The sequence below is a fragment of the Streptomyces xanthii genome, assembly GCF_014621695.1.
In the GTDB taxonomy this organism is placed as follows: Bacteria; Actinomycetota; Actinomycetes; order Streptomycetales; family Streptomycetaceae; genus Streptomyces; species Streptomyces xanthii.
On record NZ_CP061281.1, the window covers coordinates 4,499,600 to 4,512,334 of the forward strand.

Annotated in this window: 11 protein-coding genes; 8 read left to right on the plus strand and 3 right to left on the minus strand. The window is 72.4% G+C overall.

Features of this window, described 5'->3' with window-relative positions; translation table 11 throughout:
* The first annotated feature begins 134 nt into the window (after positions 1-134).
* Entirely contained in the window at positions 135-782 is a 648-nt protein-coding gene (locus IAG42_RS20470; protein ID WP_188341505.1) for a MerR family transcriptional regulator, read from the plus strand.
* On the opposite strand, the gene IAG42_RS20475 is transcribed toward IAG42_RS20470, so the two are convergent.
* On the minus strand, positions 779-4,057 hold the full coding sequence (locus IAG42_RS20475; protein WP_188338416.1) for a S41 family peptidase: 3,279 nt from the start codon (positions 4,055-4,057) through the stop codon (positions 779-781). The two genes, IAG42_RS20470 and IAG42_RS20475, sit on opposite strands and share 4 nt — an antisense overlap.
* Positions 4,058-4,293: 236 nt before the next feature.
* Here IAG42_RS20475 and IAG42_RS20480 point away from each other — a divergent pair, with 236 nt between their 5' ends.
* Entirely contained in the window at positions 4,294-4,878 is a 585-nt protein-coding gene (locus tag IAG42_RS20480; RefSeq protein WP_188338417.1) for a TetR/AcrR family transcriptional regulator, read from the plus strand.
* A 114-nt stretch (positions 4,879-4,992) separates the two neighbouring features.
* Positions 4,993-7,209, plus strand: a complete 2,217-nt coding sequence (locus IAG42_RS20485; RefSeq protein WP_188338418.1) for an MMPL family transporter — start codon at positions 4,993-4,995, stop codon at positions 7,207-7,209.
* 19 nt (positions 7,210-7,228) lie between these two features.
* Here IAG42_RS20485 and IAG42_RS20490 read toward each other — a convergent pair whose 3' ends face one another.
* Positions 7,229-7,570 (minus strand): SsgA family sporulation/cell division regulator, encoded by a 342-nt coding sequence (locus tag IAG42_RS20490; protein ID WP_188341506.1) that lies wholly within the window; start codon positions 7,568-7,570, stop codon positions 7,229-7,231.
* A gap of 189 nt (positions 7,571-7,759) precedes the next feature.
* Here IAG42_RS20490 and IAG42_RS20495 point away from each other — a divergent pair, with 189 nt between their 5' ends.
* Genes IAG42_RS20495 through IAG42_RS20510 form a run of 4 tightly spaced genes read left to right on the plus strand, consistent with a single transcriptional unit; the run spans position 7,760 to position 11,567 of the window.
* The gene (locus IAG42_RS20495) at positions 7,760-8,821 is read left to right on the plus strand and encodes an energy-coupling factor ABC transporter permease (protein ID WP_188338419.1); all 1,062 of its coding nucleotides are present in this window, start codon (positions 7,760-7,762) and stop codon (positions 8,819-8,821) included.
* 1 nt (position 8,822) lies between these two features.
* On the plus strand, positions 8,823-9,584 hold the full coding sequence (gene cbiQ / locus IAG42_RS20500; protein ID WP_188338420.1) for a cobalt ECF transporter T component CbiQ: 762 nt from the start codon (positions 8,823-8,825) through the stop codon (positions 9,582-9,584).
* Positions 9,572-10,342 carry an energy-coupling factor ABC transporter ATP-binding protein gene (locus IAG42_RS20505; protein WP_188338421.1) on the plus strand — a complete coding sequence of 257 codons (771 nt, stop codon included), beginning with the start codon at positions 9,572-9,574 and terminating at the stop codon, positions 10,340-10,342. Before cbiQ ends, IAG42_RS20505 begins: the two co-directional genes overlap by 13 nt.
* Before the next feature lie 49 nt (positions 10,343-10,391).
* Entirely contained in the window at positions 10,392-11,567 is a 1,176-nt protein-coding gene (locus tag IAG42_RS20510; RefSeq protein ID WP_188341507.1) for a serine hydrolase domain-containing protein, read from the plus strand.
* Here IAG42_RS20510 and IAG42_RS20515 read toward each other — a convergent pair.
* Entirely contained in the window at positions 11,513-12,097 is a 585-nt protein-coding gene (locus tag IAG42_RS20515) for a hypothetical protein (RefSeq protein ID WP_188338422.1), read from the minus strand. The genes IAG42_RS20510 and IAG42_RS20515 overlap by 55 nt on opposite strands.
* A gap of 255 nt (positions 12,098-12,352) precedes the next feature.
* Between IAG42_RS20515 and IAG42_RS20520 the strand changes: the two genes are divergently transcribed.
* Complete coding sequence (locus IAG42_RS20520; RefSeq protein ID WP_188338423.1) at positions 12,353-12,730, plus strand: VOC family protein; 378 nt, start codon at positions 12,353-12,355, stop codon at positions 12,728-12,730.
* Positions 12,731-12,735 lie beyond the last annotated feature (5 nt).

A 12,735-nucleotide genomic window follows, 5' to 3' on the forward strand; every position in this document is an offset into this window, starting at 1 on the left:
GACTAGAGCAGCTCCGTACTCATGGGTAGGGGTCGGGGCGAGGAAAGTTACCGCCGGTACGACATAGGGTTCCGGCCGTGGGCGACGAAACGACGAGGGGCGACGGCGAGCGCGTGGACCACCGCGAGTACCGCATGGAGGAACTGGCCGAGGCGGCCGGCATCACGGTCCGCACCGTGCGCTTCTACCGCGAACGCGGCCTCATCAAGCCGCCCCGCCGCGAGGGCCGTATCGCCTGGTACGACGAGACCCACCTGGCCCGCCTGCGCACCGTGGCCGCCCTCCTGGAGCGCGGCCACACCCTCAACGGCATCGCCGAACTCTCCGACGCCTTCGACCGCGGCCGCGACGTCGGTGAGCTCCTCGGCCTGGGCGAGCCCACCGAGGAGACCCCGGTCCGCCTCTCCGCCGCCGAACTCGCCGACCACTTCGCCGGCCAGGACACCCCGGAGAACCTCCAGGCCGCCCTCGACCTCGGCTACCTCGGCACCGACGGCGAGGAGATCGTCCACATCTCCCGCCGCCTGCTCGACGTCTCCTCGGCCCTGGTCCGCGAGGGCATCCCCCTGGCCGAGGTGCTGGCCGCGGCCGTCACCGTCCGCGAGCACGCGAACGCCCTGGCCGACCTCTTCGCCGACCTCGTCCTCGCCCACGGCACGGAGAAGGACGTCGAACGCCTGCGCCCGCTGGCCAAGTCGGTCGTCGAGGCGGAGCTGTCGCTGGCCATGGACCGCAAGACCGGCGAGGGCAGGCCCGCGGACAGGCCCGCGGACACGCACTAGGTCCCGCGCGGCGGCAGCGGGGGCCGGCGGCGGTCGGGGATGTCGGAGTAGTCGGGCGGGTCGAGGGCGCCCTGTTCCTCCAGGAGGTCCAGGGCCAGGTGGACGGCGTCGTCGAGCTGGGCGTGGCGGCCCTCGGCCCAGTCCAGGGGGGTGCGCAGGGCCTCGATGTCGGGGTCGACGCCGCGGTTCTCGACGGACCAGCCGTACTCGGGGAACCAGGCCGCGTTCATCGGCACGGTGATCACCGTGCCGTCGCCCAGCTTGTAGCGGCCGGTCATGCCGACGACGCCGCCCCAGGTGCGCTGGCCGACGACGGGGCCGAGGCCGAGCAGCTTGAAGGCGGCGGTGATCATGTCGCCGTCGGAGGACGTGGCTTCGTCGGCGAGGGCGACGACCGGGCCGCGCGGGGCGTTCGAGGCGTAGGAGACGGCCTGGGCGTTGCGGGTGAGGTCCCAGCCGATGATCTTGCGGGTCAGCTTCTCGACGACGAGCTCGCTGATGTGGCCGCCCGCGTTGCCCCGTACGTCGACGATGAGGGCGGGGCGGGAGACCTCCATGCGCAGGTCGCGGTTGAACTGGGCCCAGCCGGAGCCGCCCATGTCGGGGATGTGCAGGTAGCCGCACTTGCCGCCGCTCAGCTCCCGTACGACCTCGCGGCGCTTGGCGACCCAGTCCTGGTAGCGCAGGGGGCGTTCGTCGACGAGTGGGACGACGGCGACGCGGCGGGCGCGGCCGGCGCCTTCGCCGGGGGCCTCGGCGGGGGTGAAGGTGAGCTCGACGGTGGTGCCGCCGGAGCCGGCGAGCAGCGGGAAGGGGCCCGCGACCGGGTCGACGGGACGGCCGTCGACGTGGGTGAGGACGGCGCCCTCGCGGATGCCGGTGCCGGCCAGCGGGGAGCGGGCCTTGGAGTCGGAGGAGTCGCCGGGCAGGATCCGGGTGAGGGTCCAGCGGCCGTCGCGGCACGCGAAGTTGGCGCCGAGCAGGCCCTGGGCGCGCTGGTAGTGCGGCGGACCCTCGTTGCGCCGGGCCGCGGTGACGTAGGCGTGGGAGGTGCCGAGTTCGCCGAGGACCTCGCGCAGCAGATCGGCGAACTCGTCGGGGGACGCGACGCGTTCGAGCAGCGGCCGGTACTGGTCGAGGACGCCGGGCCAGTCGATGCCGCACATGTCGGGGGCCCAGAAGTAGGCGCGGATGATGCGGCCCGCCTCGTCGAAGGCGCCGCGCCACTCGGCGGGCGGGTCGGCCTCGTGCAGGATGCGGCGCAGGTCGATCCAGATGGTGGTGTCGTTGTCGCCGGCCTCGGTGGCGGGCACGGCGCTCAGCTCGCCCTCGTCGCCGACGACGAGCCGGGTGCCGTCGCCGCTGACCGCGAACCAGTCCATGTGGTCCACGAGTTGGGTCTTCTTGCCCTTGGCCAGGTTGAAGTGTTCGAGGGTGGGCTGCGAGGAGGTGTCGGCCGGGTTGGCGAAGGTCTCGCCGAGCGCACCGGAGATCGGCCAGCGCAGCCAGACGAGGCCACCGCCCGCGACCGGGTGCAGCGCCGAGTACTTCGACGCGGCGACGGGGAACGGCACGACCCGGTTGGCGAGCCCCTCGATCTCCACGGTGGGGGAGCCGTCGCCGGTGTCCTCGACCGGGTCCAGGCCGCCTGCGGCGGTGCGGCCGTCGGGGGAGAGCGCGAAGGGGGACTCGGTCGCCGAGGACAGCGGTACGAGGTAGGGGCGGCAGCCGAGCGGGAAGGACAGGTCGCCGGTGTGCACGTCGTAGACCGGGTCGAAGCCGCGCCAGGACAGGAAGGCCAGATAGCGGCCGTCGCGGGTGAAGACCGGGTTCTCGTCCTCGAAGCGGCCGTTGGTGACGTCGACGATCGTGCGGTCCTTGATCCGGGCCATCTTGATCAGCCGCAGGGAGCGGCCGATGCCCGGGTGCGACCAGGTCAGCCAGGCGCCGTCGGGGGAGAACGCGAGGTCGCGGACTGGGCCGTTCGTCGACCGGATCAGTTCGGTGACCTCGCCCCCGGACTCCTCGGACGCGTCGAGCAGCAGCACCCGTCCGTCGTTCGAGGCGATGGCGAGCAGTTCCCCGTCCGGGTCGGAGACCAGTTCCTGTACGCGGCCCAGGGCGCCGGAGGCGAGGCGGCGCGGGGCGCGGTCGCCGCTGGCTCGGGGCAGATAGGCGATCTCCACGGCGTCGTCGCCCTCGGCGTCGGTGACGTAGGCGACCTGGCCGCCGGAGCCGAGCATCTCGGGGAGCCGGACGCGGACGCCCGGGGTGTCGGCGATGGTGCGGGCGGGGCCGTCGCGGTGGGTCAGCCAGTACAGGGAGCCGCGCACGACGACGGCGCTGGCCCGGCCGGTCTCGTCGACGGACAGCGCGTCGACGTGGTGGGCGGCCGGGACCTGGTAGCTGCGGCGGCCGGGGCGCGGGCCGCCGAGCCGCACGGTGAGGCGGCGCGGCCGTGAGTCGGGGGTGAGGGCGTCGAGGATCCACAGTTCGCCCGCGCACTGGTAGACGACGCGGGTGCCGTCGGTGGAGGCGTGCCGGGCGTAGAACGCGTCGTGGTCGGTGTGGCGGGTGAGGTCCGAGCCATCGGGGAGGCAGGAGTAGACGTTGCCGACGCCCTCGTGGTCGGAGAGGAACGCGATGCGGTCGCCGACGAACATGGGGGCGTCCAGGTGCCCGTCGAGGTCGGCGAGGATGCGCTGCCCGTGCACCCACAGGCGGCCCTGGGCGCCGCCCCGGTAGCGCTTCCAGGCGGCGGGTTCGTGGGGCGGGGTGCCGGTGAGCAGGAGGGTGCGGCGCGCGTCCCCCTCGGCGGTCGGGAAGTCGGCCACCTGGATGTCGGAGACCGGGCCCCAGGGGAGCTTGCCGCCGGGGGAGCCGTCGGTGGGGACGCTGTAGGCGAACGTGAAGTAGGAGAACGGTTCGCCGTGCGAGGCGACGGCCAGGATGTCGCCGTCGGGGGTCCAGCCGCGGACCTCCGTGTCGGGGCTGCCCCAGTACGTGAGCCGGCGGGCGGCTCCGCCGTCGACCGGGGCGAGGTGGATCTCGGGGTCGAGGCTGCGCCAGGTCGTGTACGCGATGTGACGGCCGTCGGGGCTGAAGCGGGGGTGGCCGAGCTTGGTGCGGTCCGCTGTCAGCCTCCAGGCGCGGGACGCTCCGCTCAAGGGGGCCAGCCATAGGTCGTCCTCGGCGACGAAGCACAGGTGCTCGCCGCTGAGGTGGGGGAAGCGGAGGTAGCCCGGGGCTGTCGGGGTCGTCTCGTCGTCCGTCACGTGTTCATGCTTTTCCGTTGTGGGGGGTCCGGCAACCGGGGAGGGGTGTTCCGTTTCGTGGCCGGGTGCGGGTGGGTGGGGGCTTCTCGCGCAGTTCCCCGCGCCCCTGAAATGCAGACCCTTCGGGTCGCATTTCCCCGATCAGGTGTGGCCGGGAACACGTACGAAACGGTTTCGTTTCGTTAAGGGGGCGGGTAGATTCGGGGACGTAAGACGCCGAGTAGATGGGTGGCGGCATGGGTGCGGAGCAAGCGCGGCGGAGTCGGATCACGCCTGAGCGTGAGGCCGAGCTGTACGGTGCCGTGCTCGATCTGCTCCGCGAGGTCGGTTACGACGCCCTGACGATGGACGCCGTGGCGGCCCGCACCCGGTCCAGCAAGGCCACGCTCTACCGCCAGTGGGGCGGCAAGGCCGAGCTGGTCGTGAAGGCCCTGCGCCAGCAGAAGCCGCACTTCGACGAGATCGACACCGGCACCCTGCGCGGTGACCTGCATGCGACGGCCCGCCGCGAGGACGACTGTCACATGGAGCAGAACAGCGCGCTGATGCGCGGCCTGATGGTCGCCGTGCACGCCGATCCGGATCTCCTCCAGGCGTTCCGCGAGTGGATCGTCGAGCCGGAGATGTCCGCCCTCGACCGGATGCTGCGGCGGGCGGTGGAGCGGGGCGAGGTCAGCCCCGACAACCCGGCGCTCGGCTACGTGATCCACATGCTGGTCGGCGCCTTCGCCACCCGGACGCTCATCGACGAGCTGCCACCCACCCAGGCCTATCTGGCCTCCTACATCGACGCCGTGGTCCTCCCCGCCCTCGGCGCCTGACACCCACTCCCCGTAATCCCGCAGAACCCCGCACCTGACGCGCACCGCTCACGTCGTCGGGCCGATGCCCCCTGCCCAGACTCAGTCCCACGACCTGACCGGGAGTACGCCCCCGTGGCCACGTTCCTCTACAAACTCGGCAAGTTCGCCTTCCGGCGACGCCACTTCGTCGCCCTGATCTGGGTGGCCCTGCTCACGCTCGCCGGCGTGGGCGCCGCCACCGCACCGACCGCCGCCTCCAGTTCCTTCTCGATCCCGGGGACCGAGGCGCAGAAGGCCTTCGACCTGCTCGACCAGCGCTTCCCCGGCTCCGCCGCCGACGGGGCCACCGCCCGCGTCGTCTTCAAGGCGCCGGCCGGCGAGAAGCTCACCGACGCCGGCAACAAGGCCGACATCCAGGACACCGTCGCGCAGATCAAGGCGAGCTCGGACCAGGTGGCCTCGGTCGCCGACCCGTTCGCCGCCAAGACGGTGAGCCGGGACGGCACGATCGCCTACGCCTCGGCCTCGTACAAGGTCTCCGGCATGGAGCTGACCGACGAGGACCGCGACGCGCTGCAGGAGGTCATCGACGAGGCGCAGAAGACGGGGCTCACCGTCGAGGTCGGCGGTGACGCGCTGCAGGCCGTCCCGGAGACGGGCGCCACGGAGATCATCGGCATCGCGATCGCCGCGGTCGTCCTCGTGATCACGTTCGGCTCGCTCATCGCCGCCGGACTTCCGCTGCTCACCGCGCTCATCGGCGTCGGCATCGGCGTCTCCACGATCACGGCCCTGGCCAACGTCCTGGACCTGGGCTCCACCACCTCCACGCTCGCGATGATGATCGGCCTCGCGGTCGGCATCGACTACGCCCTGTTCATCGTCTCCCGCTACCGCGCCGAACTGGCCGAGGGCCGCGAGCGCGAGGAGGCGGCCGGACGGGCCGTCGGCACCGCGGGCTCCGCGGTCGTCTTCGCCGGGCTCACCGTCGTCATCGCGCTGGTCGGCCTCGCCGTCGTCAACATCCCGATGCTCACCAAGATGGGCGTGGCCGCCGCCGGCACCGTCGCCATCGCCGTGCTCATCGCGCTCACCCTCATCCCGGCGCTGCTCGGCTACGTCGGCAAGCGGGTGCACGGCCGCAAGGCCCGTAAGAACCTCGCCGCCGACGGCCCGGCCGAGGAGAAGACGAACATGGGGACCCGCTGGGCCCGCTTCGTGCTGCGCCGTCCGGTCGCCGTGCTGATCGTCGGCGTCCTCGGGCTCGGTGCCCTGGCCGCCCCGGTCGCCTCGCTGCAGCTGGGCCTGCCCGACGACGGCGTCCAGCCCACCGACACCACCCAGCGCAAGGCCTACGACCTGCTGTCCGAGGGATTCGGGCCGGGCTTCAACGGGCCGCTGCTCACCGTCGTCGACGCGCAGGGCGCGGACGACCCGAAGGCCGCCGTCGACCGTGTCGTCTCCTCGATCAAGGGGACGGAGGGCGTCGCCGCGGTCACCCCGGCCACGTTCAACAAGGCCGGTGACACCGCCATCGTCACCGTCATCTCGAAGTACCAGCCGTCGTCGACGGAGACCGAGGACGTCGTCCACGCGATCCGCGCGGAGGGCAAGGAGATCACGAAGGACACCGGCGCCGAGCTGAGCGTCACCGGCTCGACCGCGATGAACATCGACGTGTCGCAGAAGCTCAACGACGCCCTGGTTCCCTACCTGGCGCTGGTCGTCGGCCTGGCCTTCCTGCTCCTGATGGTCGTCTTCCGCTCGGTCCTGGTCCCGCTCAAGGCGGCGCTCGGCTTCCTGCTCTCGGTGCTCGCCGCGCTCGGCGCCGTCGTGGCCGTCTTCCAGTGGGGCTGGCTCGGCTCGCTGTTCGGCGTCGAGCAGACGACCCCGATCATGTCGATGATGCCGATCTTCATGGTGGGCGTGGTCTTCGGTCTCGCGATGGACTACGAGGTCTTCCTCGTGACCCGCATGCGGGAGGCGTACGTCCACGGGGAGCGCCCGGCGCAGGCCGTCGTGACCGGGTTCAAGCACGGGGCCCGGGTGGTCACGGCCGCGGCGATCATCATGATCGCGGTGTTCGCGGGCTTCATCGGCTCCTCGGAGCAGATGATCAAGATGATCGGCTTCGGGCTCGCGATCGCCGTCTTCTTCGACGCGTTCATCGTCCGCATGACGATCGTGCCGGCGGTGCTCGCACTGCTCGGCAAGCGTGCCTGGTGGCTGCCGAAGTGGCTGGACCGGCTGCTGCCGAACGTCGACGTGGAGGGCGAGGCCCTGCGGAAGGCCGACGAAGGCGACGCCGGCAAGGACGGCGACGCGGACCGGGAGCTGGTCAGCGCCTGACGGTCCGGGATGTGGCCGCTCAGTGAGCGGCGGGCACCGGGGCGACGGCCGTGTACGTACGACGCAGGAAGCGGATCAGCGCCTTCACGTCGAACTGCACGACCGTCGCCCCGTGGTGTGCGTGGAACTCCATGACCGCCTGGACCCGGCCGCAGGGCCAGATCCGGACGTCGCCGCCGGTGGCCGGGGCGCGCAGCCCGCGTTCGAGCAGTTCGCGCGCGAAGGTCCACTCGCCGGCGTCCGGCAGGGTGACGTGGACCAGGCCGCCGGTCCAGCGGAGCACGACGGCGACCGAGCGGGCGGCGTCGGGGGAGTCGGTGACGAGGCGGGCGCGGACGTACTGCTCGACGTACTGCTCCATGAACTGCTCCGTGAACTGCGGGGCGGCATCCATGCCATCCAATGTCCCATATGTCCGAGATAAGTGACGAGGTGCGGGCCGCGATCAGCTGAGGGAGAGGCGCTCTTGCGAGCTGTTCGCAACAAGGCCCTATCATCGAACGGCCGACCAGCCGGTTGGCCAGCCGCCCGAGCGCCGGAGTCCCCACCCATGCATGTCCCCGACGGATTCATCAACGCGCCCGTCTCCGCGGCCGCCGGTGTCGTCGCCGCGGGTGCCGTCGCCGTGAGCCTGCGCGGAGCGCGCCGCGAGCTGGACGAGCGCACCGCACCGCTGGCCGGCCTGGTCGCGGCGTTCATCTTCGCCGTGCAGATGCTGAACTTCCCCGTCGCCGCGGGCACCAGCGGCCACCTCCTCGGCGGAGCGCTGGCCGCGATCCTCGTGGGCCCCTACACAGGGGTCCTGTGCGTGTCCGTGGTGCTCCTGATGCAGGGCGTGCTCTTCGCCGACGGCGGCCTGACCGCGCTCGGCGTGAACATCACCGACATGGCGATCACCACCACCGTCGTCGCCTACCTCGTCTTCCGCGGCCTGGTGAAGCTCCTGCCGCGCGGCCGCCGCTCGATCACCGTCGCGTCCTTCGTGGCCGCGCTCCTCTCGGTCCCGGCCGCCGCCCTCGTCTTCACCCTGTTCTACGCCGTCGGAGGGACCACCGACGTCTCCCTCGCCAAGGTCACCACCGCGATGGTCGGCGTCCACGTCCTCATCGGCATCGGCGAGGCCGTCATCACCGCGCTCACCGTCGGCGCCGTCGTCGCCGTCCGCCCCGACCTCGTGTACGGGGCGCGCGGACTGACCGCGCCGCTCAAGCTGCGCGTCGGCGGCGAACTCGTCGACGCCCCCGCCGCCGCGCCCGCCCCGGCCACGTCCGGCGGCTCGCACCGCAAGCTGTGGATCACCGGCCTCGTCACCTCCCTCGTCCTCGCCGGCTTCGTCTCCTTCTACGCCTCCGCGAACCCGGACGGCCTGGAGAAGGTCGCCCACGACAAGGGCCTCGACCGGAAGACCGAGGAGCACGCCTCGGCCGACTCCCCGCTCGCCGACTACGGCGTCCGCGACGTCACGAACGCCCGGCTCTCCGGCGGCCTCGCCGGCGTCATCGGCGTCGGCGTGACCGTCGTCGCCGGATCCGCCGTCTTCTGGGCGCTGCGCAGGCGGCGTACGAGCGACGCGGCCTCGACCGAGGTCCCCGCAAAGGACCCGGTGGCCTGACATGGGTGCCGGTCACGCCCACCGCCTCTACCGCGCCGGAGACTCACCGGTGCACGCGCTGCCCCCGCACACCAAGCTCGCCGCCGTCTTCTGCTTCGTGATCGTCGTGGTCTCCACACCGCGCGAGGCCATGTGGGCCTTCGGCCTGTACGCGGTGCTGCTCGGCTGCGTCGCGTACGCGGCCCGCGTTCCGGCCGGCTACCTGCTCAAGCGGCTCCTCATCGAGATCCCGTTCGTCGCGTTCGCGGTGCTCATGCCGTTCGTCGCCGAGGGTGAACGCGTGCAGGTCCTCGGCCTGTCGCTCAGCGAGTCCGGCCTGTGGGGGGCGTGGAACGTGCTGGCCAAGGGCACCCTCGGTGTCGCCGCCTCGGTGCTGCTCGCCTCCACGACCGAACTGCGCGAACTGCTCCTCGGACTCCAGCGCCTCAAGCTGCCGCCGCTGCTCGTCCAGATCGCCTCGTTCATGATCCGCTACGGGGACGTGATCACGGACGAGATGCGGCGCATGCGGATCGCCCGCGAGTCCCGAGGCTTCGAGGCCTCAGGCGTGCGCCACTGGGGCGTCCTCGCCAAGTCCGCCGGCGCCCTCTTCATCCGCTCCTACGAGCGCGGCGAACGCGTCCACCTCGCCATGGTCAGCCGCGGCTACGCGGGCACGATGCCGGTGATCGACGACGTGACCGCCTCCCGCGCCCAGTGGACCTCCGCGCTGACGCTGCCCCTCGCCGCCCTCGTCGTATGCCTGTTGGGATGGACCCTGTGACCGCTTCTCTGGAGGTCTCCGGCCTCGCCTTCGCCTACCCCGACGGCCACCAGGCCCTCTTCGGCGTCGACCTCACCATCGGGCGCGGCGAGCGCGTCGCCCTGCTCGGCCCGAACGGCGCCGGCAAGACGACCCTCGTCCTGCACCTCAACGGCATCCTGACCGGCGGCGCGGGCACGGTGACCGTCGCCGGCCTGCCCGTGTCGAAGAAGAACATGGCGGAGATCCGCCGCAAGGTCGGCATCGTCTTCCAGGACCCCGACGACCAGCTGTTCATGCCGACGGTCCGCGAGGACGTCGCCTTCGGCCCGGCCGCGGCCGGCCTGAAGGGCGCCGAGCTGGAGAGCCGGGTCCACAAGGCGCTCTCGCTCGTCGGCATGGAGGAGTACGCGGACCGCCCGCCGCACCACCTCTCCTTCGGCCAGCGCCGCCGCGTCGCCGTCGCCACCGTCCTCGCGATGGAGCCGGAGATCCTCGTCCTCGACGAACCGTCCTCCAACCTCGACCCGGCCTCCCGCCGCGAACTCGCCGACATCCTGCGCTCCCTGGACGTCACGGTCCTGATGGTCACCCACGACCTGCCGTACGCCCTGGAACTCTGCCCGCGCTCCCTGATCCTCAGCGAGGGCGTCATCGCCGCCGACGGCCCGACCGCGGACCTCCTCACCGACGAGACCCTGATGCGCACCCACCGCCTGGAACTCCCCTTCGGCTTCGACCCCCGGTCGGTCGCGGGCGCCCCCGGCCTCCCGGGCTGAGGCCCGCCGGAATCAATCGCCCCGGCCCCCTGTTGCACAGCCTGTGGACATAGCAGTGAACGGCACGACGGACCCCCGTTTCGAAGGCGTCGAGCGGGCCTTCGCCGAGAACTTCACGGGCCGCGGTGAGCGCGGCGCGGCCTTCGCCCTCTACGAGAACGGGCGCAAGGTCGTCGACCTGTACGCCGGAACCCGGGACGTCGACGGCGAGGCCCCCTGGGAGCCGGGCACCGCGCAGATCATGCGGTCCGCCACCAAGGGCGTCGCCGCCGCCGCGCTGCTGCTGCTCCACCAGCGCGGGGAGCTGGACCTCGACGCGCCCGTCGGGGCGTACTGGCCCGAGTTCAAGGCCGCGGGCAAGGAGGACGCCCGGGTGCGGGACGTGCTCGCGCACCGGGCCGGAGTCCCGTCCCTGGACCGCTCGCTCACCCCGGCCGAGGCCGCCGACCCCGACCTCGGCGCCGCCGCCGTCGCCGCACAGGCCCCCGCCTGGGCGCCCGGCACCGACCACGGCTACCACGCCCAGACCTACAGCTGGCTCACCGGCGAACTCGTGCGCCGGGTCACCGGACGGTCCATCGGCGCGTTCGTCGCCGACGAGATCGCCGCGCCCGTGGGCGCCGACCTGTGGATCGGACTGCCCGCCGAGCAGGCGCACCGGGCCGGGCGAGTCGGCCCCGTCGAGGCCCCGGTCGTCCCCGGCTCCCCGCGCTCCCGCCCCAAGCGCGCCCTCGTGGAGGCGTACGCGGACCCCGCCTCGCAGACCCGCCGCGCCTTCGACTCCATCGCGCCGACCCCGGACGAGAACGACCCGGCCTACCGCGCCGCCGAACTCCCCGCCTCCAACGGCATCGGCACCGCCGACGGACTCGCCCGCTTCTACGCCTCGCTCATCGGTGAAGTCGACGGCGGACGCCGCCTGTTCACCCCGGAGACCGTACGGCTCGCCCGCACGGAGGCCTCGGCCGGACCGGACCGGGTCCTGATCGCCCCGTCCCGCTTCGGCCTCGGCTACATGCTGCACGGCGCCGCATCCCCGCTCCTCGCCCCCGGCTCCTTCGGCCACCCCGGCCGCGGCGGCGCCCTCGGCTTCGCCGACCCGGAGTCCGGCCTCGCCTTCGGCTACGTCACGAACGGCCTGCAGAAGGGCGTCACCGCCGACCCCCGCGCTCAGGCGCTGGTCAGGGCGGTGCGCGAGGCGCTGGGCCGCCACAGCGGCGCGTAGGCGAGCAGCAGCAGGACGGCGGCCACCGGCATCAGGTCCTTGCTCGCGAACGGCATCAGCGTCGTGGCGAACACCAGGCACGGCGACCACAGCGGCAGCCCGCGCAGCGCGAACAGGCGCAGCGTGAGCACGATCTGGCCGACGAAGAACAGCATCGGCCCGAACGCGTAGAAGGCCGCCTCCACGCCGGGCAGCGAACCGAAGTTGTCGCTGAGCCGCGCCATCTCGGCGTGGTCGGCGGCCATCAGGCCGGTCACGATGTCGACGCCGAACTGCACGGTGAGCGCTGCCGCGCCGGCGATCCCGGTCCACAGGCCCACGGTCGCCACGCGGTCCCGGCGTCCCGCTCGGGCCCGTAGTTCCGCGAATCCTCTGACGAAGAAGGCGAGGGCGACGACGAAGCACAGATGTCCGGCGGTCCAGGCGAGCCCCGGACCGCGCTCGCCGTCGAGGCCGTCGACGGCGCGGAGTACTCCGTAGGCGGCGAAGAGGGTGGGGCCCAGGATGAATGCGGTTCGGGGTGATGTCATGCCTCTCATGCTGGCCGGGGCCGGTCCTCAACTCCCTCCGGAGGAACCCTGGTTGTCCCCTGGGGCGGCCCTGAGGGGCGGGTGGGGGATGGCCCTGTGTGTTCGCCGGGTGCGGGTGGTTCGTGGCTGGTCGCGCAGTTCCCCGCGCCCCTGAAATGCATGCCCTACGGGCGCATTTCCCCGATCAAGGTGCGGGGTGCCTTTGCCGGGGGAAAAGGGCTGGACGCCGACCACCCCGCATGGTCGGCTGAGCCCATGTCTTCTCTCGTGCGCCACATCACCTTCGACTGCGCCGACCCCTACACCCTGGCCGGGTTCTGGGCCGCCGTCCTCGACGGCAAGGTCTCCGACGAGGACGCCCCCGGAGACCCCGAGGCCCTCGTCACCAGCGCGAACGCGGCGCTCCTCTTCGTCCGCGTCGAGGACGCCAAGACTGTCAAGAACCGGGTGCACCTCGACCTCCAGCCCCAGGACCGCACCCGCGACGAGGAGGTCGAGCGGCTGCTCGGGCTCGGCGCGAAGATCGCGGGCGACCACCGCCGCCCCGACGGCCGGGGCTGGGTGACCCTGCACGACCCCGAGGGCAACGAACTGTGCGTGGAGCGCGGCGCCGGCGAGATCGCCGCGGGCTGACGTCG